At 59.8% G+C, this 26212-nt stretch carries 33 protein-coding genes; 28 read left to right on the top strand and 5 right to left on the bottom strand.

Going from position 1 to position 26212, the window contains the following annotated elements; translation table 11 throughout:
* Positions 1-54: 54 nt before the first annotated feature.
* The 26 genes from ACEN42_RS10420 to ACEN42_RS10545 all read left to right on the top strand — a co-directional run bounded on the left by ACEN42_RS10420 (position 55) and on the right by ACEN42_RS10545 (position 19775).
* On the top strand, positions 55-1293 hold the full coding sequence (locus tag ACEN42_RS10420) for a tyrosine-type recombinase/integrase (protein WP_371879876.1): 1239 nt from the start codon (positions 55-57) through the stop codon (positions 1291-1293).
* A 21-nt stretch (positions 1294-1314) separates the two neighbouring features.
* Positions 1315-2136: a DUF6387 family protein gene (locus ACEN42_RS10425; protein WP_371879877.1), complete on the top strand. Its 822-nt coding sequence runs from the start codon at positions 1315-1317 to the stop codon at positions 2134-2136.
* Positions 2137-2508: 372 nt separating this feature from the next.
* Entirely contained in the window at positions 2509-2820 is a 312-nt protein-coding gene (locus ACEN42_RS10430; RefSeq protein ID WP_371879878.1) for a transcriptional coactivator p15/PC4 family protein, read from the top strand.
* Between the two features lie 153 nt (positions 2821-2973).
* Positions 2974-3246: an XRE family transcriptional regulator gene (locus ACEN42_RS10435; RefSeq protein ID WP_371879879.1), complete on the top strand. Its 273-nt coding sequence runs from the start codon at positions 2974-2976 to the stop codon at positions 3244-3246.
* Between the two features lie 177 nt (positions 3247-3423).
* Positions 3424-3675 (top strand): hypothetical protein, encoded by a 252-nt coding sequence (locus ACEN42_RS10440; protein ID WP_371879880.1) that lies wholly within the window; start codon positions 3424-3426, stop codon positions 3673-3675.
* Positions 3672-4055 (top strand): hypothetical protein, encoded by a 384-nt coding sequence (locus tag ACEN42_RS10445; RefSeq protein WP_371879881.1) that lies wholly within the window; start codon positions 3672-3674, stop codon positions 4053-4055. Before ACEN42_RS10440 ends, ACEN42_RS10445 begins: the two co-directional genes overlap by 4 nt.
* A gap of 1 nt (position 4056) precedes the next feature.
* Complete coding sequence (locus ACEN42_RS10450) at positions 4057-4905, top strand: hypothetical protein (protein WP_371879882.1); 849 nt, start codon at positions 4057-4059, stop codon at positions 4903-4905.
* Entirely contained in the window at positions 4902-6275 is a 1374-nt protein-coding gene (gene dnaB, locus ACEN42_RS10455; protein WP_371879883.1) for a replicative DNA helicase, read from the top strand. The genes ACEN42_RS10450 and dnaB overlap by 4 nt, the downstream gene beginning before the upstream one ends.
* Positions 6276-6283: 8 nt before the next feature.
* A complete protein-coding gene (locus ACEN42_RS10460) occupies positions 6284-6706 on the top strand; it encodes a hypothetical protein (RefSeq protein ID WP_371879884.1) in 423 nt (140 codons plus the stop codon).
* A gap of 173 nt (positions 6707-6879) precedes the next feature.
* Complete coding sequence (locus tag ACEN42_RS10465) at positions 6880-7080, top strand: helix-turn-helix transcriptional regulator (RefSeq protein WP_371879885.1); 201 nt, start codon at positions 6880-6882, stop codon at positions 7078-7080.
* A gap of 326 nt (positions 7081-7406) precedes the next feature.
* Positions 7407-8210: a hypothetical protein gene (locus tag ACEN42_RS10470; protein ID WP_371879886.1), complete on the top strand. Its 804-nt coding sequence runs from the start codon at positions 7407-7409 to the stop codon at positions 8208-8210.
* A gap of 115 nt (positions 8211-8325) precedes the next feature.
* Positions 8326-8799 (top strand): pentapeptide repeat-containing protein, encoded by a 474-nt coding sequence (locus ACEN42_RS10475; RefSeq protein ID WP_371879887.1) that lies wholly within the window; start codon positions 8326-8328, stop codon positions 8797-8799.
* A gap of 524 nt (positions 8800-9323) precedes the next feature.
* Positions 9324-10157: a hypothetical protein gene (locus tag ACEN42_RS10480; protein WP_371879888.1), complete on the top strand. Its 834-nt coding sequence runs from the start codon at positions 9324-9326 to the stop codon at positions 10155-10157.
* A gap of 4 nt (positions 10158-10161) precedes the next feature.
* Positions 10162-10695 carry a DUF4376 domain-containing protein gene (locus tag ACEN42_RS10485; protein ID WP_371879889.1) on the top strand — a complete coding sequence of 178 codons (534 nt, stop codon included), beginning with the start codon at positions 10162-10164 and terminating at the stop codon, positions 10693-10695.
* A gap of 48 nt (positions 10696-10743) precedes the next feature.
* A complete protein-coding gene (locus ACEN42_RS10490; RefSeq protein WP_374191178.1) occupies positions 10744-11028 on the top strand; it encodes a hypothetical protein in 285 nt (94 codons plus the stop codon).
* A 3-nt stretch (positions 11029-11031) separates the two neighbouring features.
* Positions 11032-12207 (top strand): phage baseplate assembly protein, encoded by a 1176-nt coding sequence (locus tag ACEN42_RS10495; protein WP_371879891.1) that lies wholly within the window; start codon positions 11032-11034, stop codon positions 12205-12207.
* Positions 12208-12382: 175 nt separating this feature from the next.
* Entirely contained in the window at positions 12383-14341 is a 1959-nt protein-coding gene (locus ACEN42_RS10500; RefSeq protein ID WP_371879892.1) for a hypothetical protein, read from the top strand.
* 55 nt (positions 14342-14396) lie between these two features.
* Positions 14397-14777 (top strand): hypothetical protein, encoded by a 381-nt coding sequence (locus ACEN42_RS10505; RefSeq protein WP_371879893.1) that lies wholly within the window; start codon positions 14397-14399, stop codon positions 14775-14777.
* Entirely contained in the window at positions 14774-15484 is a 711-nt protein-coding gene (locus ACEN42_RS10510) for a hypothetical protein (protein WP_371879894.1), read from the top strand. The genes ACEN42_RS10505 and ACEN42_RS10510 overlap by 4 nt, the downstream gene beginning before the upstream one ends.
* Positions 15485-15496: 12 nt before the next feature.
* Positions 15497-16078, top strand: a complete 582-nt coding sequence (locus ACEN42_RS10515; protein ID WP_371879895.1) for a phage baseplate assembly protein V — start codon at positions 15497-15499, stop codon at positions 16076-16078.
* A 4-nt stretch (positions 16079-16082) separates the two neighbouring features.
* Positions 16083-17162 (top strand): tyrosine-type recombinase/integrase, encoded by a 1080-nt coding sequence (locus tag ACEN42_RS10520; protein ID WP_371879896.1) that lies wholly within the window; start codon positions 16083-16085, stop codon positions 17160-17162.
* Positions 17163-17402: 240 nt separating this feature from the next.
* Positions 17403-18050 carry a hypothetical protein gene (locus ACEN42_RS10525; protein WP_371879897.1) on the top strand — a complete coding sequence of 216 codons (648 nt, stop codon included), beginning with the start codon at positions 17403-17405 and terminating at the stop codon, positions 18048-18050.
* Between the two features lie 23 nt (positions 18051-18073).
* Positions 18074-18223, top strand: a complete 150-nt coding sequence (locus tag ACEN42_RS10530; protein WP_371879898.1) for a hypothetical protein — start codon at positions 18074-18076, stop codon at positions 18221-18223.
* Between the two features lie 218 nt (positions 18224-18441).
* Positions 18442-18993, top strand: coding sequence for a hypothetical protein (locus tag ACEN42_RS10535; protein WP_371879899.1), 552 nt, complete (start codon positions 18442-18444; stop codon positions 18991-18993).
* Between the two features lie 359 nt (positions 18994-19352).
* Positions 19353-19493, top strand: coding sequence for an excisionase (locus ACEN42_RS10540; protein ID WP_371881108.1), 141 nt, complete (start codon positions 19353-19355; stop codon positions 19491-19493).
* 30 nt (positions 19494-19523) lie between these two features.
* Positions 19524-19775: a DUF4224 domain-containing protein gene (locus ACEN42_RS10545; RefSeq protein ID WP_371879900.1), complete on the top strand. Its 252-nt coding sequence runs from the start codon at positions 19524-19526 to the stop codon at positions 19773-19775.
* Here the strand turns inward: ACEN42_RS10545 and ACEN42_RS10550 are convergent.
* A complete protein-coding gene (locus ACEN42_RS10550; RefSeq protein WP_371879901.1) occupies positions 19753-20145 on the bottom strand; it encodes a hypothetical protein in 393 nt (130 codons plus the stop codon). The genes ACEN42_RS10545 and ACEN42_RS10550 overlap by 23 nt on opposite strands.
* The gene (locus ACEN42_RS10555) at positions 20142-20417 is read right to left on the bottom strand and encodes a hypothetical protein (RefSeq protein WP_371879902.1); all 276 of its coding nucleotides are present in this window, start codon (positions 20415-20417) and stop codon (positions 20142-20144) included. Before ACEN42_RS10555 ends, ACEN42_RS10550 begins: the two co-directional genes overlap by 4 nt.
* Positions 20418-20608: 191 nt before the next feature.
* On the opposite strand from ACEN42_RS10555, the gene ACEN42_RS10560 reads away from it, so the two are divergent.
* Positions 20609-20947 (top strand): hypothetical protein, encoded by a 339-nt coding sequence (locus ACEN42_RS10560; RefSeq protein ID WP_371879903.1) that lies wholly within the window; start codon positions 20609-20611, stop codon positions 20945-20947.
* 60 nt (positions 20948-21007) lie between these two features.
* Positions 21008-21721: an Abi-alpha family protein gene (locus tag ACEN42_RS10565; protein WP_371879904.1), complete on the top strand. Its 714-nt coding sequence runs from the start codon at positions 21008-21010 to the stop codon at positions 21719-21721.
* 231 nt (positions 21722-21952) lie between these two features.
* On the opposite strand, the gene ACEN42_RS10570 is transcribed toward ACEN42_RS10565, so the two are convergent.
* The 3 genes from ACEN42_RS10570 to ACEN42_RS10580 all read right to left on the bottom strand — a co-directional run bounded on the left by ACEN42_RS10570 (position 21953) and on the right by ACEN42_RS10580 (position 26131).
* Positions 21953-22354 (bottom strand): hypothetical protein, encoded by a 402-nt coding sequence (locus ACEN42_RS10570; protein WP_371879905.1) that lies wholly within the window; start codon positions 22352-22354, stop codon positions 21953-21955.
* 618 nt (positions 22355-22972) lie between these two features.
* Positions 22973-24757 (bottom strand): lipid A export permease/ATP-binding protein MsbA, encoded by a 1785-nt coding sequence (msbA, locus tag ACEN42_RS10575; RefSeq protein WP_238210229.1) that lies wholly within the window; start codon positions 24755-24757, stop codon positions 22973-22975.
* A gap of 93 nt (positions 24758-24850) precedes the next feature.
* Positions 24851-26131 (bottom strand): O-antigen ligase family protein, encoded by a 1281-nt coding sequence (locus ACEN42_RS10580; protein WP_371879906.1) that lies wholly within the window; start codon positions 26129-26131, stop codon positions 24851-24853.
* Between the last annotated feature and the right edge of the window lie 81 nt (positions 26132-26212).

The following is a 26212-nucleotide window of genomic DNA, read 5'->3' on the forward strand; positions in this document are numbered from 1 at the left end:
ATCGCGCCCACTTTGGGTAGCTGGGTGGGTAGCTAGCGGGAGACTCCGAGTCAGATGGCAAAACGACAGTCCAACGTTCTAACCGACGTCCAGATCCGAAAATGGATCAAGGCGGGAGGTCCGCTGGCGAAATCCGACGGAGACGGCTTAACGTTCACCCTGTCGACGGCAGGTGCCGCGGTATGGGTTCTACGATTTCGGCATAACGGTCGCCGCCAAGAGGTCACCCTGGGGCGTTACCCTGATGTCACGTTATCTTCCGCGCGCGCCGCTGCAGCAAAACGGCGAGCCGGCCTGGCGGAAGGCGTCAATCCCGCTGACGAAGTTCGGAAGGTGAAGGCGCGCAAGGATTGGACGATTCGCGAGCTCATTCATGATTATCGACAGAAAGTCCTTCTGACCTTCGCACCGAGCACTCAGCGGAGCTATGGCCGCAACTTGAAGCGGGTCGAGAACGGAATGGGCGGAATGTCCGTGCAGTCGGTCGGCCCGGCGGACATAGTTGCCGAGGTCGAGAGACATGAACTCGGCTGGGTCGAAGCATTCACGTTATGGTGCGTACTGAGGGGAATCTTCAAGCACGCGACCGGGAAGAAGATCATCTTCGCGAATCCATGCGCTGGGATTCAGCTAGACGCCATCATCGGGAAGCGCCCTGATGTGAAGAAGAGGCTGATGCTCGACGGCGACGAACTGCATGTTCTTCTGAATGCGAAGATGCGCGATGAGAATCTGATCGCTGTTCGAATAGCGCTAGCAACTGGCGTGCGAATCAGTGAGCTCTACACGGCGCGCCGGGCCAACCTGTTCATCGATGAAGGGCGATGGCACATTCCTGCAAGCAAAACAGGGTCCGAAATGGACGTCCCGCTCGCTCCGATCGTCGTCGATTGGTTTCGACGGTTGTTGGTAATAGCCGGTGCGTCGGACTATGTGCTGCCCGCGAGGCTCAGCAACCGCCTGAACCGCTTCGATGGCGATACGCACGTCTCAAAGGATGCAATACGCGAAGCGATCGACTACTGGATCGATAACCACGAGCCCAATATCCGTCGCTTCACTCCGCACGACCTTCGCAGCACCATGAAGAGTCACATGCGAAGACTGGGCATCCCTCGAGACATCTCGGAGATGTGCCTCAATCACAAGCTGAAAGGTGTGGAGGGCATTTACGATCAGTACACGTATTGGGACGAGCGAAAGGCTGCGCTCTACCTTTGGGCGCAGTTCCTTGCGACCTGCGCTGCCGGACAGAAATGGAACGTGTCACCGCTCAACAAGAAGACAGCGTAAGACAGACCACACGGAACGATCTTGACCGAACAGAAGACTATCTCTCAATTGCCTGCGTGGTTTGACATCACGAAATACGCTCCCGTCGCCAACTTTGGCGCGGAGGAATGGCACGCACAAATTCGGAACCGCGTATGGCTCCAATCCTCAGTGAGCGGGCTGACCCGGAATGACGCGGGCCAGGACGAAGACGCGGGACTTACGCGCAAGGCGGTCAACCTCTTGCTGGCGCAACCTACCGCAATTCAAATCGTAGAGCCCCGTCCCCCTGTTGCAGAATGCCTCGATCTCGTCCGTGACATGACGGTGCGGGAAGTTATGTGCCTTGCTGATGAATTGCGGCAGAACGATGTGTACGTGTCCGCATGGGAGGCATATCAAGTTGAGCTTGACGCTGACGACGACACTTTGTCGCAAGAGGCGAGCCGGTTCGCGGAGGATTTGGATGACTCTGCATGCGAATTTGCAAATCGCAGATGGCCCGGCTCCGGGGCGCCAGTCTTCGCCGAGATCAATCTCTCCGCCCCTATCGGGGAGCTGGTTGATTCGTTCACAGCTTGGGTAACGAAGGCAAAGGCTAACCGCGGTTCATCATTCAGCGGGAAGAAGGAATTCAATGAGACCGATTTCAAAAAGTGGCACAGATACGCGGTGATGCCCTACTTCGATCTGCAACTTTGGGCAAATCTGGAAAAGGTCCATATCCCAGTGTGGCTCTACGTCCGCGCCCTTTTCGCGAACATGGAGGGCGACACAGACGGGATGTTTCGCAAGAACACTCGGCCTGTCGCGGAGCAAGTATTCACCCAAGAGTGCTTAGATATGCTCGGCAACCAGAGCTAAGGTGCTGAATCGGAAAAAGATCGCGCCGTAATTTTTCCGGATGATCTGAGCGCCGAAACTAGCAGTTACCCAGCGGCCTCACCACCACTAGAGTCACCTCATTGCATACAGCGTCAGTCGACGTCAATGGGGGTACTCAATGTCAAGCCGCGTTCGTCAGCCGCAGTCCGTACCGCACGGACTCGCATCGTTCCAATCTCTTCCCGACGCAGCGTACGTTGATGCGCATGTGGTCGCGGGCCTGTACGCCTGCTCGCTCTCGACCATATGGCGGCGCGTTGCCGCGCAGAAAATTCCTGCTCCGCGAAAGTTCGGCTTTTTGACCCGATGGAACGTGGGTGAATTGCGTGCGGCTCTGGTAGGAGAGCCAGCGTGACAGACAAAAAAATGGCCGGCGCGAAGGCCAGCCCACAAGTACAACCTATCATCCGCAATCATAGCGGAATCGAAGCGCACGGCACACAGTTTCTCGACCTTCGAAAGAGCAAGAGCGAACGGCTTCGTGTGCATGTTCGTTCCTACCGCGGCAGCATGTTTATCGATCTGCGCGCCTGGTACGTTGGCGAAGACGGCGAGTACCGACCGTCAGGAAAAGGCGTGACGCTTCAGCCGGATCAAGTACCGGAAATCACGCGTGCTCTCTTCCTCGCCGGCCAGTCCTTCGATCCGAAGGAGGTTGGCTAATGCGCGACAACGCACCGACAGAGAAGTTGACAGGCGCACCCAAAGGGGCTACCTTAGCGGTCATGGGTCTCGCATTTCGCGCAACCCGATTCTCCGCAAGGACGCCCCTCATGAAGACATTTCTTCGTGCGCCTTTTCGCGCATCCAAAACCGATGATTCAGTACGCACCTCCCTCAGCAGACGACCTGAAAAAATTGAAGGACTCGCTGGGCAAGAGCAGCACCGAGATGGCCGAGCTGTTCGGAGTGACGTCCGGATCCCAGTGGCGGAAGTACATGGTCGCAGACTCGCCGAACCGGCGGGATATGGGCATGCACATGCTGTTCTTCGCGATGGCTCGATTGGAACTCGACGAGCAGACGATGGAGCGCGTGCTGAAGCGGATGCGCGCTGCGGGCGCGACCGTCGAGCTCGACCAGCCGTAAGTGCATCGCACCAGCCCTCTCACGCCCTCACTGGGCACATAAGCCCCGCCATCCTCGAGCACATCGCCCGCGACGCTATCAAGCGCGCCGCGATGGCGCCCACGCCTGCATCTGCACTCGACATCGCCGGCGAAGCCCTCCTCGCCCTTGCGCGCATCGCGCAGCGGGAGGTGCCCCATGTCTGAGCCCCTGAGCCACAAACCCATTCTCGAAGACGCGAAGAACGCAGCGGACACTGCCTTCACGAGCTTCGGCCGTCTGCGCGCCCTCTTCGCTGCCATCCGGCAGCTTGCCGCCGCCGGCTCCGTGATCGGCGATCTCGCCGGCGTTGGCGCGGACATGGCAGTCGAATATCAAAACGAATCGCGGTCGATCTCCGACGAACTCAGCCGCCTCATCACGAACGCCGAAGGGAAAAACTATAAATGAGCAATCAATCAAACGCAGCCGGCCTGCTGGCGTTCCTGTGGGGCACGTTCGAACCGAGCAAGGCGAGCGACGAAGAGCTGAAGTTTCTCTCTGATGCGGCCTGTGAGGCTTCGTCGACGGCTCGATCGTTGAGTCACACAGTGTCAGGCGTCGGATGCCTGGTAGCGGAGGATCTGAGCAACGGGCAAAAAAGTGGTGCTCTCCAAGGCGAAGGGCTGCCTACCTTCCTTTTTGGCATCTCCGAGCAGCTCGACACTATCGCGCAGATGGCCTTCATCGGATCGGAAGCATCCAGCTACTTGGGTATGCGCCACGAGGCTCGCACGAAAGCGTCCGCTCGGCGGGTTCACACCGCTGAGGACTCCTCACAGGAGGGCTGACATGGATTGGTTCCGCTGGTGGCACGGCACCGTCAACGACCCAAAATTCGGGTGGGTAGCGCGCAAGAGCGGTCAGTCCGTCGCCTCTGTCGTCGCGGTGTGGGCCGCTCTCCTTGAGTGCGCCAGCACTGCAACGCAATGCAACGCAGATGCAACGCGCGGCAACGTTGCATCGTTCGACTGCAACGATTACGACGTTGCATTCGGCCTGGAAGACGGCAGCGTCCGCGCTATTTTTGACGCGATGATCGAAAAAAAACTGATTGTCGACGGCCGCCTCACGCGCTGGGATGAACGTCAGCCGAAGCGTGAAGATTCCGGCAATCCCAATACTGGCGCGCTTTCCAGCACGGAAAGGAGTCGGCTCCATCGTGACAAAAAGAGACGCGATGCAACGCACGGCAACGACATGCAACGCAATGCAACGCTCGGAAACGACAGAGAAGAGGAGATTAGAAGAGAGTTAACCTTAACCAACCCTAAAGGGTTGGTTGTCGCCAGCAACGCTGACGACTCGTCTGCGCAGCGACCGAAGTCTGTGAAATCTCCTTGTCCGCATCAGGAAATCATCGCGCTATATCACGAACTGCTTCCTACGAGCCCCGTAATCCGGGATTGGACCACCGCACGCGCCGAGCACTTGCGCGTTCGTTGGAATGAAGACGAAAAACGCCAAGATCTCGAATGGTGGCGTCGATTCTTCAGCTACGTCGCGCAGTCTGAGTTTCTCACCGGCCGCGCGGGATCAGGTGCTCGCAAGCCGTTCACCCCGGGCCTAGACTGGATTTGCAAAGCCGAAAACTTCGCGAAGATCCGCGAAGGCCGCTTCCACGACGCGGAGGCCGCATGAGCGCCAACGACATCCAGCGGGCAATCCCTCAGGCGATCGAAGCGGAGCAAAGCGTGATCGGCGCGCTGATGCTCGATAACGACTCGATCGACCGCATCGGCGATCTCCGCGCCGAGCACTTCTATCGCGCGGACCATCGGCTGATTTTTCAGCTGGTCACGTCGATGATTGGCGAGGGCATCGGCGCCGACGCGATCACGGTTTTCGAGCGCTTGCAGGCGCAGGGTAAATCGGCGGATGTCGGCGGCCTGGCGTACCTCAACGCGCTCGTGCAGAACACGCCCAGCTCGGCGAACATTGCGCGCTACGCCGGCATCGTTCGCGACCGAGCGCAAAAGCGCATGCTGCTCTCAGCGACCTCGGAGATTCAAGACTCCGTCGGGACCACCGGCGAATCTGCCGACGAGTTGATCGACCGCGCGGCGACGACGATCGAGCAGATCGGTCGGGTTGCAGTCAGGCGTGAGCCGAAGGCCGTCAAGCAGGCTCTTGCAGAGCATATTCATGCAATTGACCGCCGCTTAGCCGGAACCGAGCGCGCGATTTCGACCGGGCTCGTCGACTTGGATCGGCAGTTGAACGGCGGCTTGCGTCCGGGTTGGCTAGTGATCCTCGCGGCACGTCCTGGGGTCGGCAAGACTTCGCTCGCGATGAACGTCGCAAACCACGTCGCAGAGAACCACAGCGCCCTGTTCCTTTCCATGGAAATGCCAGAGTCGGAGCTGCTCGATCGTAGCATCGCGTCGCTTGGTCGCGTGCCGCTTGAGCGTGTCATGCACGTGCGCGAGAACGACGACGAATTTTGGCTTGGACTGACAGCTGCAGGGCAAAAGCTCAGCGAACTGAACCTGCACATCGACGATCAGCCCTCGCTGCGACTGCTCGACGTGCGGTCGAAGGCGCGGCTCGTGAAACGGAAGCACGGTCTCGACGTACTCGTTGTCGACTACCTGCAGTTGATGGCCGGCGAAGGGTCGAATCGGAACTCTGAGATCGAGGGCATCACGCGCGGTCTGAAGTCGCTCGCAAAGGAGCTCGGCATCGCGATCATCGCCTTGGCTCAGCTCAATCGCGAGGTCGAGAAGCGTGCAGGTCGCATGCCGGTCCTCTCAGATCTCCGTGATTCTGGCTCTATCGAGCAGGACGCCGACGCGGTGCTTTTCATCCATCGCGAGGAAGTAGCAAATCCCGATGCTGGCGAGCAGTGGCGCGGCTTCGCGCAGGTGCGCACGGCAAAGTTCCGACATGGCCGCACAGGTGACGTCGCACTCACCTACCGCGGCGAGTTTGTGACATTCGAGAACCACACCGGCGCGTGGCCAACGCACACGGTAAGCAAGACATCACGCAGCAGAGGCTTCAACGAATGAGAAAGGACATGACGGAAGTCGAAAACGAACAGATCGAGCACCTGCTGCTCGAAAACTACCGGTGGCAGATCCGCCAGTCGCATGCCGCCACCCTCGCCCACTTCTATCGCCCGGCTGACCGCACCTGCCGCGGATATGAGACACCTGCCGGAGAGGATGACGAAGACGACGGTTATGGCTGGGCCGACGATCGGCAGGCTGAAGAGGTGCAGATGTGCATCGACGCCCTGCCGCTCGAGCAGCGCGCGGCGGTTTCGACGACGATGCGCAACAAGGAATGTGGCCGTCAGGTGTGGAGCAGCATGCGCGCCGGCGATCAGCACGTGGCGTATCAGGCGGCGAAGCAGAGACTGATGCCGATGTTCGCATCGCGGGGGCTGATGCAAACCATCCGCGCGGTGGCGTCGGAACATCAGATCATGGAAACGTAGAGAAAGATGTTGCAATAGGTCTCATGGTCCGGTAATCTAAACTCTGCCACGTTTCGCACGTCTATACGAAATGAAAAGCCGCCCCTTACCGGGCGGCTTTTTTCGTTGGCGCGCCGGTAACGCCACGTCCAACCGCTCTTCGGGGCGGTTTTTTCGTTTACGGAGTTCAGTCGATGAACAAATCCATCCTAGGCGGCGGCTTGATCTCCGCCACGGACGCCGCGTCGCTGCTTCAGGTCAGCGAGCGGACGCTGCGCAACCGAGCTCGCCTCGACCCAGCGTTCCCAAAGCCCCGAAAGATCTCCCCCCGAAAGGTCGTGTATCTCGAATCGGAGATCGTCTCGTTCCTCTCAAATCTGCCGCGCGGCGCGTGAGCGCGATGCGAACAGAGCATACCCACCATGCCGAATCTCTCATTCAAGACGCTTCTAGGTCGACGCGGAGCCGCGGGTCGATCGCCGACGGACGAGCACCCCGCAAAACCCGTGAGCGCCCGCAAGACCACATCGCAGCGGAAAACGGCGATGGAGCAAACCGATCACAGTTCCTTTGATCACCTGTCCAGGTGTTCCGCGAAGGACATCGCTGAAATGCAACAGATCTGCGCCGAGTCGGTGACCGGTTCTCGATAAGCGCATTGCTATTGACGGCCGCGTATGGCACGCACCGGTCTGACGTCAACCCACAAAGGACATAACCCATGCCAAAGGTTCAATCACTGGCGAGCTCGCTTTCGCTCACACCCGAGGTCGCAGCAGCACTGGCAAAGGCACAGGCTGCTCTCGACACTCAACAGCAGATCGTCTTCGCGATTCGCCGCGTAACCGAAGAGCAAGGCAGCGCAGTTGCCGCTCTCAAACAGTCGACAGAAGATCTCACGCGCCTGGAGAAAGCGCACGTGCTGAGCGAAGCGAAGGCTGTCGTCGACCCTCAGCATCAGCAGGAAGTGGTACGACTGAAGAAATCGGTGGACAAGGCGCGCGAGGCGATCTCGACGGCGCAATCAGAAATCGATCGTTGTGAGCGCCTCCGGCCCGTTCTCGTTGCCGAAGCGCAACTGGCCGACGAAGCGATCGCATCCGTCCGCGATGAAATCAAACAGGCGGGGATGGACATGGCCAAGGCGCTCGAGCCGGTCTTCTCGGAACAGGTGCGCTCTGCTGTAGGGCAGATCGCAAAGGCCGTAAGCCAGGCTCGCGCCATCTGTGCCAATCTGCCGGCCGGCTTCATGCGCGAATTTCTGAACACCATCAGGATCGTTGATCCGTGCCAAGCGCAGATCGTCTACTTGGGATATGGCGACACTGCGATTCGAGGCCCGGACCTTCTGCAACTTCCGTCCGATGACATCGATGTTCAGGCGATTGCGGCGATCCTCAAGCCCGTCGTCGACATGGAACTGAAATGCCGCACGCATTCAAAGTATCGACCGCCGGAGCCGCCGAAAGCGCCCTATCAGATCAGAGGATCCACCGTCACGGTCCATCGTCCGGCCAGCGCCTAGCGCTGCCACGCTTCTAGGCCTTCTTTCACGCCACGCCACGTGGCCCTCGCGTCTTTATCCTGCTTGCCCAATCGTTCGCGGCGGGACGACGCATGGCGGTCCAACCGAACACAATATGACAAGCCAAATCAGCACATCAACGAAACGCGCATCGAGCCTCACCGAAATTAAAAAGGTCGCCACGAATGAGACTCTCTTTTCGTTCGAGGTATCGATCGACACAGAGAGCCACCTGCCCGCGGATCGGCAGCGGCAAGCAGCACTCGATAGAGCAATCTTGGAAGCCGTGCAAGGCGGCGTCGATTTGCGCGATGCTGACCTAAGCAACCGCGATTTGAGGTGGCTGAACCTCACGGGCTTGGATCTTCGCGGCGCCGATTTCTCATGCTCTGCGCTCGACCACTCGCAATTCGCGTTTGCGGACCTCTCGAACGCCAATCTTCGCGGCGTTCGCATGGTGCGCGGGAGCCTTGCACACGCAAACCTGCTCGGTGCCTGTCTGGCTGGTGCGCACTTCAGCATGACGGATCTGACTGGAGCGGTAGCCTGGCCTACTGCCGACGCCCCTTCTAAGTCCAGTAGCCGTTAAGGGCGAAGTCCCAGCCGGCGGTGGGCACTCATAGGAAAACACCGGCATCTGCCGACGCTCATGGAAGCAGGGGCCTTTCCCGGCAGTTAGGCCGGGTTCAACCTGCGGCGGGCGGCAGAAATCACTCAGGAATCAAGTGGCAGCAATCCCTTACGGCGCCGTTTAGCGCAAAGGAAGAATCATATGGACGAATCTGCAGATATGTCGCAGCGTGAGACGCATATCGGATTGACTCGAATGGGCGACCAGATGACGCGCGGCGAAGACCCGCAGACAAACGTAAACCCGGATAGCGGCCTCTTCCTCGTGGGAGACCGCTGTCAAGCTGGCGAAGTGAAGCGGCCCCCCGCTGCTATCCAACCGACCTTGGAATCGAAGGAGGACTAAGAGTGTTTCGAACCGATCAACCGACGGCAGCGGGCACGCTGCCAACACCGTCGACCGCAGGTACGCCGGGATATTTCACGAACGGCAATCCGGCGAGCGGCATCGCTGCGACGATCCTCGACGCCGACTTTCTGAACATGGTTCAGGAGGAGCTTCTCAACGTGGTCGCGGCCGGCGGTCTCATGCCGAGCAAAACGACGTACACGCAGGTCCGCGATGCACTTATAGCCATCCAGACGAAGAATGGCGGCGACGGTCAGTGTCGTCTCACATACACCAGCGCCACGGCTGTTACGCTGCTTCCTGAGAGTGGCAACGCCTTGAACATCGGCGGCGTCGCATACGCGATTCCGTCGGCTGGCGTCGTACTCTCTAACAGCGGCCTCTCGGCATCGACGTTGTACTGGGTCTACGCAATTGTTTCCAGCGGCGCCATCGCGCTTCAGGCATCGACGACCGGTTTCACGCAGCAAAGCGATGGCCGGTACACGATGTCGGGCAACACTGCGGCGCGCCTGGTGGGCGCCGCATACACGAACGCAAGTAGCCAGTTCGTATCGTCAGGCACGAATCAAAACGTCGCCAGTTTCTTCAATCGACGTCCCAAGCCTTTCAATCTGGGAGGCGCGAACGGGTCTACGTCATCGACAACGCTGACCGCTGTGAACGCCGGGACGGTCTCTTGCATATCGTTCGGACTTGACGCAACAAACGTCACATTCGTTGCAAATGGCTATTCCAGTGTTGCGGCCGGAACATGGGCATCGGGGATCTTAATCGACGCGGCGTCTGGCGCCTCGACGCAAGGTCTCGCAACAAGTCCGAGCGCCGCCCAGATTTTCAATAACCCGTCCTTCTACAGCGGCATTCTCGCGGCTGGCTATCACACGCTTGCTGGCGCGGTGAATGTCAATACGGGCGGCGGTAGCGTCACCGTTACCGGTTCGATGATCGGCCATACTTGGGGTTAAACAATTGAGTCAAAAAGCGATTGGCCCATCGTTCCCGGGCGAACTGAACGCGGCAGGGCTTGCGGGCCTACCATTTTCTTGGACGGCAGACGGTGATTTTGTGTATGGCACCGCAATGACCTCCGAGCAGATCGAGGCAGTGCGGGCGGTCTATGCAGCACACGATCCGAACTCGATCGTCTATTTGAGGGGCGTTCAAAAGGACTTGATCGACGACGCATATGCGGCCGCGGTGCAGCAATCGGTGTCGTTCAAGACTTTGGCTGACGTCACACAGTCGTTTCAGGCTGACACTGGCAGCCAGACGATCTTGGAACAAGCGGTGCAGGGCTATCAGATCGCGGGTTCCGTTCCGGCCAACTTCTTCTGGAAAGCGGCGGACAACACGCTCGTCCCGTTTACCCTTACGGATCTCGAAGGGCTCTACGTGACCATCCTCGCACAAGGATGGACGGCCTTCCAGAAGCGCACCGCACTTAAGGCACAGATCGACGCAGCGACCACGGTTTCTACAGTGCAATCGGTTACCTGGTCCTAACAGTCCGTACCGATCGGAACACTCGAGGCAGGCGAAGTCCTCGCACTGATGACGCTCGCCTGCCGCCGGGTTTCCCCAAGAAAAAAGATGGCAGCAATACACAACCGGCGCTATCGCGCGCACCGGAGAAATCGAATGGACGAAACACAGGCACAGCTTGCAGCTCAGGCAACTCAAATCGGGCCGACTGTCGAGGAATCGCATCTCGCGCAGTTCACGCAGATCGTTCTTCCAAAGCAGATGCCTCGCCGCTCGGCACCCGCGCCCGACGATTTTCAGTCTTTTTCGGACCTTCCGCCGGCGCGCGTCGAAGCTCGGTTCACGGGAATCTGACCAGTGATCAATTCCAACTTCGCGCCCAACGACATTACGCTCGTTGTCTCCACCTGCACTCGCGGGAGTGCAGGGCTGCAAAGCTATACGACCACGAACAGCCGGACGATCTCAGGCTGGACTTCCGTGCGGGTCTCGCGCGGCATCGAGCGTATGCCGTCCGACTTCGAAGTTTCGTTCACTGAAGTCTACCCGGGCGCTTCCGATCTGGTCGTGCAGGCTGGCGATGAAGTCGAGGTCTATCTCGGCGCAAATGTCGTGCTGTCCGGTTTCATCGACGCATACATCCCAAGCTATAACGCTCGCGAGCACACGATCCGGATCGCGGGTCGCAGTCGGTCTCAGGATCTCGTCGACTGCTCCGCATACTGGCCTGCTGGCCAGATGCTCAATGTGAAGGTCGACCAGATTGCGAAGAATCTCTGCACCCCGTACGGAATCACCGTGAATGTCGCAGCCGGCACCGTTCTCGGAACGCCAATTGAGCAGCTCAACATCTTTCCCGGTCAGACCCCTTACGAGGTCATCGAGATGGTCTGCCGGTACAAGGCGCTGATTTTCTACGATCAGCCGGACGGCAGCATGACGATCGCGAGCGGGGGCGAGGTTGCAGGTAATCCCGCATCGTCGGGCATCGGCGTACGTAAGGCATCGAGTGGCTTCAAAGAAGGCGTGAATGTCGAGTCTGCCAGCTTTGTGTCGAGGATGGACGGACGCTTCAGTGACTATGACGCTCTGTATATGGGGCTAGACACTCTTCAGGACATCGGCAAGGGCGGCAACCTGATCGCGCGCATTGCTGATGCCGGCGTGCCTCGATTCCGATTCAGGGCGATAGTGGCCGAAAACGTGAAAGGCGGATTGACCGTCGCAGAGCAGCGTGCCAACTGGGAACTTGTCGCGCGCATGGGTCGCTCGATGCAGGTTCGTCTGTCGACGGACAGTTGGCGCGACTCGTCGGGAACGCTCTACGAGCCGAACACGCTCGTCGACATCGACCTTCCGACCCTGAAGCTGGAGCCTAAGACGTGGCTGATCGCAGACGTGACGTACACGCGAGATGAAAGAGGCACGCGAGCCGATCTGCTCATCATGCCGCCGCAAGCCTTCTATCAAGAACCCTTCATTCTGTTCCCGGTTAGTCCCGACGTGAACAAGGTCAAGAACGTCAACTCGTGATGCGAACAGCAAAGGCCCGTTATTTGGCGGCTTTCGCCAGCTTCGACGTTCACGAGAATCGGCGCTGGTCGCGCTTACAACGCGACAACATTAACCCTCTTTGACAAGAAAACATGATCTCTGTTGGGAAACACTTCCACGCGGCCTTCGGTGGCCACCTGAAGGAGGTATTTAGATGGCAAATGACCTGACCATCCGCATCAGCGCGGAGGACAGCGCGAGCGATGTGCTGAAGAAGATTCAGGCGTCAATGGCAAAAATCAGTGAGCCGATCGACAAAATGCAGGGCCGCTTTTCGCGGCTGGGCGACTTTGGGGCATCGAACCTCGGCAAGCTTGAGAAAGGCTTCCGCAACGCCGCGACGGCGGCCGAAAAAGTCGTCGAAAAGGTCGTCGCAATCGTGCCCGGTCTTGCGGCCATTGGTGGCGCTGGGTCGCTCGCGGGCCTGTCGGCGCTCGCCGTGCGTTTCGGTTCGTTCGGCTTCACGCTGAATAAGACGTCGAAGCTGCTCGGCATGAACGCTCAGGACCTGGCCGCATGGCACGTCGCCGCGAAGCGCGCGGGCGTATCGGCTGAGGAGTTCGATTCGAGCATGAGCGCGTCCCAGATGGCGATCCGTGGCGCTGCAAATGGCGCCAATCCGCAGGCAATGCTTCTGCTGCAGAAGATGGGCGTGCAGATCGCGCGGAACAAGGACGGCACGGTCGACTACTACTCGACGCAGATGCGCCTGATGAAAGCCATTCAGGGGCAGAAGTCTGTTGAGGCGCAGCGCGAGGTGGCAGGCACCTTTGGTTACGGCGGCATCTTGCCGATGATCCAGCAGGGCACGTGGGATGCCGACAAGGCGCGCGCATACCGCCAGGGCTTGGTGCCGACCGCCGCTGAGATCGCGAGAGCGAAAGCGTTCAACGAGGATATTTCCGATCTCAGCGGCTCCGTCGAAGGGCTTGGAAATCGCATTGGCGGTGCGCTGATTCCCGTCCTCGATCCAGTCGTTAAGCGAATGTCAGAGTGGCTCGATAAGAACCGAGCGGACATTGCCGACAAGGTGGCGACGGCGGTGCAGAAGTTCGTCACGTGGCTGGCGAAAATTGACTGGGATGAGGTTGCGTCGAAGGCGAAAGCGCTGTGGGACAACATCGGCGGGATCAAGGGTGTTGCGATCGCCGTCGCCGCGATCACTTTTGGCGGGCCGATCGGCGCGGTTGCCAATCTCATCTCGTCGTTGGTGACGCTAACGACAGCGACGGTTCCAGCCGCTCTCACCGCGCTGGGTACGCTAGGTCTCGCCGGGGTTGCCGCTTGGGGCGCACTCAAGGTCGCGAAACTCGCAGGGCTTCCCGACGTCGACGAGAAGCAGGGAATTGAGGATGTGAAAAACGGGGATTGGATGGCCGCATCGACGCATCTGCCAGCGGCCGATTTCCTGCGTGCGTACACCTCGCACATGTCCGGCGCCTCAAATGCTGACATCGCTGCTTTCTTGGCAGACGGGAAAAATCCGGCGGCTACCGCTGATGGCGCTACAAGCTCCACGCCGGCCGCGGGCAGCCGAGTCCCGCTCGGCATTCGCACTAACAACCCCGCGAACCTTCACGATCGTGCCGACAAACAGCGCACGTTCGAAACGCCCGAAACGGGTATTCGTGAAGCGGCCGAGAACCTTCGGCGCGGCTATCGAGGCCTCACTGTGGCTGAGATTGTAGACAAATGGACTGGCGGCGCCCGCACGGGTAACACAGCCCAAATGACAGCGAACTATGTCGGCTTGCTGTCGCAGGGCACCGGCTTGCGCGCAGACCAGGTGCCAGACTTGAACAACAAGTCCGTGGTGTCATCCTTGATCGCCGCACAGATTCGAGCTGAGAACGGCCAACAGCCCTACTCGTCCGATCAGATCAATGCGGGCGTCGCAGCTGCGTTCGCTGGGAATCAGGGTGGCAGCATTGCACCAGCCATGCAGCAGGACGCCATGCATAGCGCGCGCATGTCCGAGCTACAGAGCCAAGCGCAGACATTGAAGCTCGACGTCACTTTCCACGGCACGCCTGCCGGCGTCCGGCCCGAAGCGAAGACGCAAGACGGGAGCTACCTGCCGACCAAGGTGAATTACCGTCTCGACGGAATGTAATGGAGCATGCGGCGGCAAAGGAGCCGTCGCCGCCGCGGCACACAGAGAAATCACGATGAAAGATCAATACTTCCCGGCCCTGCACCTGGGCGATTATCCCGATCCACACACTGCGCTCGCGAGTGCAGGCATCTTCGGGCTGGTGGCGGACTTCTGCGCTTCGGGCCTAGACGACCATCCAGACGGCGTCGCAACGTATGAAGCCAGCATGACCGGCTCATCACCCGAGCCTGGCGTCAAGACGGCGATGGTGCTCATGCGGCTCGATGGCTCGCAAACGCGAATCGGCTTCGGCTTCATGGACCTGCCAGCGGAAACCGAAGATCTGGCGATCACGCGTGCCCTTGAAACCTTGGTGCGCGCCGGTCATCGGGACGGTGATCGCCAGCGCTTCTTTGCATATCGCGCGGTGCCCCCGTGCAGCGTGCTCCAATGATCAATCTCAAAGTCAAAGTCGACACGAAGTCGATCGATCGCAATTTGACCGATCTCGTGCGCCGGCAGATTCCGTTTGCCAAGGCGCAGGCGATCAACGCAGTAGCGGAGCGCGTGCGCGCTGGGGAGCAAGCGAACTTCAAGGAAACCTTCCGGGCCCCGTCGCCGTTCACTGTCAACTCAGTGGCCGTGCGAAAGGCGACGAAGAGCAACCCGGTCGCGACCGTTTACGTGAAGCCCATCGCGGCGAAGTATCTGCTCCCGTATGAGACCGGCGGCGTTCACACGCTCAACAGCCGCGCACTGCTCAATCCCAAGAACGTCAGGCTGAACCGATACGGACAGTTACCCCGCGGCATGGTCGCGAAGCTCAAGGGCATGCCGGACGTGTTCGTCGGCGCCGTGCGAACGAAGGACGGGCAGACGATCAACGGAATCTGGCAGCGCCCGTTTCTGCGTGGGAAAGATGCGCAGCTCGGCGCAGGCATGACGGTCAGAAAGCGCAACAAGTTGCTGCGCGGCGCGCATCCGGATATGCCGAAAAACGCCAATACGTCAGGTCATCTCAAGCTGCTGGTGCGATTCGGGAATGCGCTCCCGGTCAACAAGCAGCTTAAGTGGGGGCGTCTCGCCAAACAGATTGTGTCGCAGCACTTCAATGCGGAACTGTCGAAAGCACTGGCCAAGGCCATCGCGACGGCAAAATGATCGGAGATAAAGATGGACATAGAGGTATTGAAGCGGCGCATCTATAGCCTGGTCGGACGCGGGCGTGTGAAGTATGTCGATGACTCGGGGCCCGTCCAGGCATTGCAGGTTCTGATGGACGGTTTGGAGACGCCCGATAGTCTCCGCGTTGCTGAGTTCGGCTTTGCGTCGAACCCGCCAATCGACTCTGATGCGATCGCTCTGCATATCGCTGGAGATCGATCGGCCGGCGTCGTGCTCGGCACGAATCATCAGCCCTCGCGACCGACAGGATTGGCGGCTGGCGAAACGATGCTCTACAGCCAGGACGGCAAGCAGGTCTATCTCACGGCGAGCGGTGGCATCGTCGTCGAGGCGAAGGGACAGCCGGTCACCGTGAATGATGCGACCACCGTCGTCATTAATGCCGCGACGAAGGTGCGCATGGTGACGCCGCGGCTTGAATGCACCGGGGACATCATCGACAACTGCGACACGAACACTAGAACGATGTCGGGAATGAGGGCGGTGGCCAACGGCCACACTCACAAGATCGTCAACGTCCAGACCGGTGGCAGCACGATCGAATCGAACGCCCCTGATCAAACGGAGTAGCGCCATGGCTAGTCCCTCCCTCTTCCGCTCTGGCCAGTTTTGGCACTTCCGTTTTCAAATCGACGGAAAGCGAGTGCAACGCTCGACGCATGAGACAGACCGGCAGCTCGCGCGAGTGATCGCAGATCAGACATATCGGCAAGCACGGCTCTGGGCGCGCAGCAGCAAAGAGATTCCCACGCTTCGCGAGTTGATCGATAAGTGGATCGAGATTCACGCCCCTACGGCGAGCCCCGCGCACCTCAAAGTGGTCGAGACATTCGGCCGACTTCACTTGCACGGATTGGCCGACGACCTGGTCGATGAGTTGACGACAGATCGCGTTGAGCTGGCGCGCGTGGAGCATCTAAAGACGCACGCGCCCGTATCAGCAAATCAGTGGCTCAAGGTGCTCCGGCTTCTCTGCAGTTGGGCAGCCCGCCGCGGCATCATCCCCGCGATGCCCTTCCATGTTCGTGCCCTGAAGGTACAGAAGAAGCCGCGCGCGATCTTGCCCATCAGATTGACGCAGCAATGGCTCGCAGCGATCGACGAGCGCGATGCATCGGACGATGCGGTGTCCACTGCCGTGCGCCTGATGCTCGGTTTGGGTCTGCGCGAGTCGGAAACCATCACGGCTCGATGGGAGTGGCTCGACATCGAGCGACAGACTTACACGCCGGGCCGCACAAAAGGACGGGAAGCTGATCCGATCCCCGTCCCAGAGTGGTTGCTCGACTACTTGGCCCCGAAACGCCTTACGGACGGCCTGATGCTCGTCAAGCCGAACGGCAAGCCCTTTGGACCGGGCTTCACTCGGACGGCGATGCTCGCGGCCAACAAGGCAGTAGGCGCGCCCCACATCACGGCGCACCGCTTGCGAGGAACATTCGCAACACTGCTGAGCGAGTCGGGCGTTCCGGTGCAATCGATCCAGCGCGCACTCAGACACAAGAACCTGATGACGACGGCCGCGTATCTCGAGGTCGACATGGGCACAGTCTCACAAGGTCAGCGCCGCGTCGCCGAGCGAATCGGCTTCGCAGTACAGCCGAGACCCAACGGCGCACCAGTGGCGAGAAATGCCACGCACGCGGCATCGTAAAAGGCTTTGCAGATCCCAAAGGGTCATCGTGTGCGAGTGCGGCCGCAGAAGCGGGAAATCCCGGAGATCCCCGTCCCATAAGGATTTCCGGGGAATCACCCTCCCCTACCCGGATTGGACGGGTCCTGGAAACGACCCTCCTGCAGCACGGGCATTGCGCGCCCCGTAACGTCTGCACCTACGAAGTTTTGAAATTTGGGTAACAACCGGGCCGAAAACCGCCCATTGGAAAAATCTATCATGCTCGAAACACAAGCGGATTTCGCGCGTCGATGCGATGTTTCACGCAAGACCGTGAGCGCATGGAAAAAGGCTGAAAGGCTTGTCCTGCAAGGCGATCAGGTTGATGTCCACGCGTCGCTCGCTCTCCTCGCGCGGCATCGGCGCGGCGGCGCTCCCGCCGTTACCCTGGCTGTTACCTCGGCTGTTACCCTGCCCGCATCAGATAACAGCGAGGGTAACAACGAGGTGGGTAACGCCGCCGATCAGGCGTCGTCGGCCGACCGAGATACGCAAATCGCTCTGCTGCCGGGCGAGAGGGTCGAAGCCGCCGCCGTGCGCTTAGGCGTAGCCGACATCGATATGGACATGTCCTTCGATGAGGCGCGTCGGATGAAAGAGGTGCAGCTCGTCCTACTGCACCAGCTCGACTACGAAACGAAGATTGGCGCCCTGGTCGATCTTGACCTCGCGAGAGCCATCGTCTTCGAGGAGTTCCGGGCGCAGCGCGATGCGTGGCTGAACTGGCCCTCGAAGTTCGGCCCCATGGTCGCGGCAGACCTGGGCATCGATGCGGCCGACAAGGTCACAGAAGTATTGGCGAAATATGTGCACAACCAGATTTCCGCGCTCGGCGAGCCGGACACCGAGTTTGTCGAAGCCCACTGAACCCCGCTTAAGGAAACGCCCGCATGAACCCGATCGCTCAACACGATGGCGCCGCCGCGCCGGCCAACGCAAAGGCCAGCCATGAAGCGCCAGCGCCGCTGACACCGGCGGCACGCGCGATATGGGACCGCAGCCGCGAGAATGCCAATCGGCGCTTCCTCGCGGCAGCCTAACGTCGCACGTACGGAGGTGTTCGCGCTCCCTAGAGCGACGCCGTCAGGAGAGCCACCGAAAATGTATGTTCATTCGAAAAATTCGGCCGCAAAGTGTCGGAATGACTCACGCTTAGACGTGACAAGGTAACCCAAAAATGCAATTATCGACCGTGCACCTTCGTTCGTATCGGTTAGAAGTCGGGTCTTTTAGGCAGATTTTTCGCGGCTCGGAGAGCATGAAAGGCGATCCCCCAAGCGCCGTTACCAAAATCGGCCGCCAGACGTTGCTTTTGCGGCTCACTACGTACGGCGGAATGTTGCTGCTGTTCGTCGTCTTGGTCGTGACATTTTCGCGTATCAATTGTGATTGCCCAGGCCAGGTCAAGGCATGGTTCGAAACGCTCAATGGAGCGACATGGCCAGACGCATGGACTGCGCTTTGTAAGGAAACGTACGGGTTGCCGTTTGCCCTGGTAATGGCGCTCCGAACGATATTGAGCCTTGGCGCGCTCCTTGCACTAGTTGCAGGGCTACTCGAATATTTTATTCGTCATAGGAAAAGAGCCATGAAATTCCGGAATCTGCTCGATAGCCGCCAAGGAGCGGTACTGGCCGCTGTGGCGTTCGAACTCCGTCTTGAGTCCGACCAGCTTGGGAAGATGAAACAAGCGGCCGCGGCTGCGGCTAAGGACTGGGACGACACCTTCCTGCCGAACATCAGCGTCGCGGCGAAGGCGATGCTTGATTCCGAAGTCCCCGAGGACCCGTCGAACGGCGGTCGCAAATGAATGCAGTTCCGGGCCAGATTGCACCGCTCAATCGACTCGCTCAGTGGGCACTGGATGAGGCAATCGCGGAGGTGACGGTCTTGACAGACTGTTATGTGAAACAGTTGGAAGGAATCCATCTCCGTGCGCAGTTTTTGGCCAGCCGAAATACCACGCCCCCAGCCGCAAGCGCGCCGCAAGTCGCGCACTATGTCGCAGACAAGTTGACCGTTCCCTGCGCTCGCTGCGGCTCGTTATGTCGGTCGATGCATACGTACAGTTACTAGGCCCCAATATCCACTTCGAGCTGGGACAGGTGGCCTTGCGGTTTTCGGCTTGGTCCTCTCCGAGGTACGTGCCGAGCAGTATGGGTCGAGATGATGTTCGGCGAGCATGCGCCTCACCGCAACACGATACGCAATTGGATCAGAGACGGGCGCATCTATCCTCCCCCTAGGAAGATCGGCAGTGCGTGGTTCTGCACCCCCGATGCGGACTACGTCGACGACGACCGCCGCTGACATATCAATGAGATGCATGAAGAGAGACAGATGGAAAACCGGCTGATGACGCCCGAGGAGCTCAAGGAGATCACCGGTCTGAGCCGCCACAGCAAACAGGCGGAATGGTTCCGGACAACTTTCGGTATCGACATCGTGCGAAGCTCCGACGGCCGTCCTGTCGTGACCTGGGCTTTATACGAGGCCTTGCTGGCGCGCCGTGCTGGGCTGACACCGGCAGCCAACCCTTCGCCTCCCGAACGGCCGAAGGTCTATCCTCTCAATCGCGATCGGAAGAAGTAATGTGGTTGGTCCTCCGTCCGCGCTCCCGCTCCGGCCGATCGCGATACCGCTCCTGCAGCAGGAAGCCTGCTTCGCCGCCAACGAACGCGAGCTTCTCGATGGCCCGTGCGGTGCCCGCGATGCCCCACAACAGCGTGGGCAGATCGTCGCCCTGCAGCGCGCCGTGCTTGACGCCTTGCCGATCGCGATCTTCGGCGATCAAGCATGCAATACCCGATGCCGTCGCGCTCAAGCTGTGCGCCATGTTCGATGCTTCCTCGGACGCGCCCGCCAAATAGAAGAGGTCGGCGTCCGATGCGGAGTTCGCGTCGAAATTCGCCCATAAGAGGCCAATGACGCCCGCGGCGTCTGCACATCCACGGATGCTCATCGTGTAGCCTCCGCGAAGAAGAAGTCCGTGTTCGCCGCGACGAGCTTCTTAGCCGCAACGCTCAGATCCTTGCCGACCTGCGCCAGCAGGAACGATTGATCCGTGTCCTTCACGATCGCCGCTGCCTCGATCGCGGCGAAAAGTGCGCGCACCTGTTGAAGTGCCACAAGGGCGTCTGCCAGATCCGACGCCGCGCGCCGCGCCAGCTCCCCCACCCTCTCCTTTCCGTCCGCCTCGTTCCCCGCCGCCATCACTTCGTCCTGCCGGTCCATCGATTCCTCATTTTCGCTTGTTGCCGCCGGCCCAGCGCCGCCGACAAACCAATTCTGCGCGGTCGGATGGCAAATCAATTCATCGAAAAGAACCCATTTAAGGTGGCATTTAGGTGGCACTATGGCCGCCGATTATCAGGCTGGCTAGAATCGCGCCCATGCCGACATCTGATACCACTACGAAGACCTCCGTGCGCCTGCCCAAGGCCCTGCACGCCGAGCTCGAGCGAGCTGCCGAGGCCGCTGGCCTGACCGTCAATGGCGAAATGGTGTATCGGCTGCAGCACGATCCGAGACGCGAGGCCGCGAGTGCGCTGCTCGCCGAGATCGAAAAGCGGGACCTGGGTGCCATTAATTCGCTGCGAGAGCAGAACACCGCTCTTTGGAACGTCATCGCTCGCGCCGATGGACTGCTTGAGCAGGTCATCGCGGCAATGGCCCAAGTCAAACCAGGTAGCGACGCGGCCGCGTTGAAGCGGGAGGTCGAGTTTGTGCGTGAGCTCATCTCAGCGACTAAGGCTCACCGTTAACGTCTCCCGACTCCAACGTTACGTCTCCCCGTAGGGCAACGATCCACGAGAGGATAAACAATGTCAGATCCAGTACAGGCGTCAACAGAAACCGCGAAGGCAGTCGGTGAGGTCGCGAAAACGACTGGAAAGGTAGTCGACGCTGCTCGAGCGATGGGGGGATTCATCGCCAAGTACACACACGGCTCAATCGAGCAGGCGATGGGGATTTTTCAGGACAAGGTTTCGTATGCAAGGTGGGAGCGACAGATTCGGTTGATGGAGCGCGCTACAAAGTTTCTTGAGGAGAGAGGTTTGAAGGAACCGCCCATCCCCGTGCCTTTGAAGATGGCTGTGCCCCTGCTAAGCGCGGCAAGCTTGGAAGATGATGACTACATGCAGGACATGTGGGCTCATCTATTGGTGAATGCCTCGGTTACCGAGAGTTCGCAAAAGCGGGCTTTCGTTAGCATGCTCGAGAATATGTCATCACTCGACGCCCAAGTTTTGAACGAGCTATTCCGCGTTGAAACTGAGAACGGGCCGGGGACGGCCATGCTCACATATGATCTCCCACGGCTGGCCCATCCTGTACTGAGCCAGCAGACAGTCGACCCTCTTGTGAACCCTCCTGGTGATGTCGCTTTCGCGTTGAGCAATCTGGCGCGGATCTCGGCAATTACCGCCGCTGCGGTCTGGGACGGCGGCGTAACCGTAGCGATGGTCCAAATGACGATGCTTGGTCGAGAACTCGTCCGCGCGTGTGGCGATCTAAAACTTGATTCCGCCGACTAAAAAAAATAGGCAGGGATTTGGTTCTCGGGACCGTGGACTGCTCACACCGTTAAGAACGAACCCGAACGACGTCCTTAACACCGATCAATGGGTAGCCAGATGGGTAGCTAGCCCGACACATCCAGCACCATTAATTCGTAACTTATTGTTTTTGAATAATTTTTCACGTAAACCGGAACAGTATGACATTGTGTTGATGTGAGGATTGAGCCGGGTCGATTCGTATTTGATTCATCGGCGCGACGTCGAACCCGGATCGACGGTGTCCTCTTCGAACACGCGCGCGTCAACCGAATCGCATTCAATGGCGAGTTCCGCGCCCAGTGTCGAGTACACGAAGGCGAGCGTGTTTGCCTTCCTGTTAGTAAGACGTTCGCCGGTGGCAAGCACCCTACAGGCGCGCTCATACTTCGCGTCCTCCGGCGAGATGACATGAATCCCATAAACGATATTCAGCAAACCGAGACGGTCAACCGCTACGCACGTCGCGCCATTGAAGGTCACCACTGCGCGCCGGCTTTCGAGGTGCAGTCCGAGCGCGAACGTCCGAGGTTCGATATTCGGGCCGATGCTCAAGCTATCCAAATACCAGTCGTGGAAGTAATTCCACGTCTGCAAAGCCTCATCGTTCATCTTGATCTACCAAGGTAGAAGGGAAACAGGCGCAGCGTCGTTCTATACACTCTTCCAACTCTACGCTCTGCATCCACCGCCCCCATCGTGGTGGTCCTGCACGCCGAGCTTCACAGGCATGATTCCTCGCGCTGTGCCGAGGGTCGAGATTGATAGCATAACGAAGTGTATGGATCGTTCGTATGTGCGGACGGTTTGAACACGTACGACGTCGTGTTTAAATTATGACGCTCGGCGACGTTCGCATCTCCCCGGCATCTTTTCTCCGAACCGCGTCTTTCGTTAATGCGTTGCCACGATCAGTCGCCAACGAATGGCTTCCCTGGTCGAATGCTGATGATGGTTTTGCGGCGGCAATGGATGACCCGACGCGGACACGACACTCTTGCCACACGCTTCGCATCGGTAGATTCCTGAATGCGGCGTCGCTTGTCCGGGATCGGCAAGTGCGTCGAACGCTGCGTGATCGATTTGCTCGATAAATTGGGGATATTTGCAATAGGCCATCGGAATCGTCCGCCTCGGTTCAGAGAGGACATGATCCCGTTTGGCGCAATGTGCGTGAACAAGGAATTTCCTATATGTTCACGCAAAGAAATTCCTCGTCCTGCCCCCGCGTCAAGCCGCCTGCTGCTGATACTGAATCCTATGCAAGTGCGCATACAACCCATCCTTGCGCAACAACTCGGCATGACTGCCCTGCTCGGCGATCTTCCCCGCCTCCATCACGAGGATGCGGTCCGCGCGCTCGATCGTCGACAACCGGTGCGCAATGACGAGCGTGGTGCGTCCCTTCATCAGCGTTTCGAGCGCCGATTGCACGTGCCGCTCCGATTCCGAATCGAGCGCCGAGGTCGCTTCGTCGAGAATGAGGATCGGCGCGTCTTTATAGATCGCGCGCGCGATCGCGAGACGCTGACGCTGCCCACCCGACAGCCGCATGCCATTGCCGCCGATAAGCGTATCGATGCCGTCCGGCAGCGACGCCACCACATCCGACAGATTCGCCGCAACGAGCGCCGACATCACCCGCTCGCGATCCGGCGTCTGACCATACGCGACGTTGGCCGCGATCGTATCGTTAAACAGCACGACGTCCTGGCTGACCATCGCAAGCTGACTACGCAGATCGTGCAGGCTGTATTCGTTGACCGGCACGCCATCGACGAGCACCTGACCGGCACGCGGATCGAAGAAGCGCGGCAGCAGATTCACGAGCGTCGTCTTGCCGCTGCCCGACGGGCCCGCAAGCGCGACCATCTCGCCCGGTGCGACCTTGAACGACACGCGATCGAGCGTCGGCCGGTCGATCGAGCCGTAGCTGAACGTCACGTCTCGAAACTCGACTTCGCCGCGTGCGCGCGGAAGACGGCGACCGCCGCCCTCGGGCTCGGCCGGTTCGTCGATCAGGCCGAAGATCAGTTCCGCCGCGGTCACGCCGCGCTGCATCGGCTGATTGATGTCGATGAGATGCTTGAGCGGCGAAATCACGAGCAGCATCGACGTGACGAACGCGACGAAGCCGCCGACCGTCGTCTGATCGTGCGCCGACTGCACGACCGCGATCGTCAGCACGATAGCCAGCGCGATCGACGCGAGAAACTGCGTGAGCGGCTGCGCGAGCCCGCCGGAAACCTGCATGCGCATCGAGTAACCGCGCAGGCGATGGCTCATCTCCGAAAAGCGGTCGATCTCGTAGCGCTCGCCGTTATGCACCTTCACGACCTTGTAGCCGCCGACCGTCTCCTCGACGACGTACGACAGTTCGTTCGTCAGCGCCTGATGCTCGCGGTTCAGACGCCGCAGACGGCGGTTGATCTTGCTGACGAGCCAGCCGATCGCGGGCAGGATCACCGCGACGATCAGCGTAAGCCGCCAGTTGAGAATGAACAGGTAACCGAGCAGGAACACGACCGTGAGCGAATCGCGCACGAGCGTCACAACCACGCTCGACAGCACGTTCAGGATCTGATTCACCTCGAAAACGATCGCGTTGATGACCGTGCTCGCGGTCTCGCGCTGAAAGAAGCCCGCGCTCGTGTGGATCATGCGGTGGAACATTTCGAGCCGCAGTTGCAGCAGGATCTTGTTCGTCACGTAGGAGAGGAAATAGCCGGACGCGTACTGCGCCGCACCGCGCACGAGCGCGAGCCCCACGACGGCGAGCGGCACGAGCCAGCGCGCGTGATCGCTGCCTTTCGAGCCGAAGCCGTGATCGAGCAGCGGTTTGAGCAGCATCGGAATGCCGGCCTCGCTCGCGGCAACGATGCCCATCGTCGCGATGCCGAGCAACGCCATGCCGAGCAGCGGACGAATGTACGGCCAGAGCCGCTTCAAAACGGCCATTGGCGACGATACGTCGGTGCCGCCGATCGTCTTGCGCAAGGTTGCCTGTTTATTCAAGAGGTGATCTCCTACTCGCCGCACTCGTCGGCTGCCCTGCGCGTCGAGCAGTCTCGCTCGTTCATCGCGCGGGCGCCCGGCGGCTACAGATAGTCAGTTTGAAGCCGCGCCCGCGCTCGACGCGCGGGACTGGCTCTCGCGGCGGGGCGCCGCGGCAAGCAGTATTCCAACGAGAAAGACCAGCAAGTTTCCTTCCGTGAAATTGAGCAGCAGCGAGTTCGCGCAACATCCCAGCGCGAACGCGAACAGATAGCCGATCGCGACGCCTCGCTCGGGCGCGGCAAGCTGGCTGCATTCTAGCGCGAGCGTGATGAACAGCGCGACGAGCAGCGCCACGCCGACGACGCCCAGCTGAACGCCCATCAGCAGGAACTCGTTGTGAGGATTGCCGATCATGACGAAATTCGCGCCTGCGTTCGCGCTCTGGAGACGCTCGAACTCCGTGCGCACGCTGCCGGCGCCGTATCCGTAAAAGGGTCTGTGCGCGATCAACTCGATGCTGCGCCGATAGTACTCGTATCGCAGACCCATCGACGTGACTTTGTTCTGCGTCTCGAACTGGGTGATTTCCTGCGCGGTGCCGGCGAGGCGCGAGTCTTTCGCGTACAGCACGAACGCCGCGATGCACACCGCGATCATGATCGCGCCCACGCCGGCGATCCAGCGCGAGACCTTGTCGTGTTTGCGGAACTGAACGGCCTGCATGACGAGAAAGATCGCCATGTAGAAGATCGCGACGACCTGACCCGTGCGGCCCTGCAGGACGAAGAGGACATTGCCCATCGCAAGCAGCGAAACCAGCGCGAGCAGGATCCTGGCAGTCGGGTTGCGCGTCGTGCCGGCCAGCGACCAGGACTGACACACGAGAAACGCCATCATCAGGCCGCCGGAAATGTGGTCCTTGAACACCCACGGCTTCGAGACGGGATCCGTGCCGTGTCGCGGCCCGACCGCGGTCCAGCCAAGAAAATTGCTGTAAGTCAGCACCATCGAGAGGACGAGCGCGGCGAACAGACCCCACGTCGCCAGGGCCGACCATTTCGTGCGCTCGCTGTCGGCGAAGACCAGAATCAGCAGCGGAATGAACAGCAGCTTCCGATACTTCATCAGGAAGTCGATTGCCTCGCTCGTCGGCGCGGCCGTGTACGCGACGCTCAACGCCAGCGCGACGAAGAGCGCAAGCGCGATAACCGCCGCACGCGAGCGCTTCCACAGCCCGCCCGCCCGCCGCCACACTTCCGGCGACGTCAGCGCGAACACGGCGCACGCCGCCGAGCCCAGATTGACGCCCGCCGTCGAAATCGGAACGAGCCAGAGCGTGACGACCGCGAACCATTTCGCCGCGATCAACTGGTAAGAGTCAGGACCCGACAAGCTCGTATTCCAGATCCGTGTGATTTCCATAGTGTTGTAAAGATGCCGTGCGCGCTCGTCCGAGCGTTTTCGTTGCGCCTC

The organism is Caballeronia sp. S22 (assembly GCF_964261745.1).
GTDB lineage: Bacteria > Pseudomonadota > Gammaproteobacteria > Burkholderiales > Burkholderiaceae > Caballeronia > Caballeronia jiangsuensis.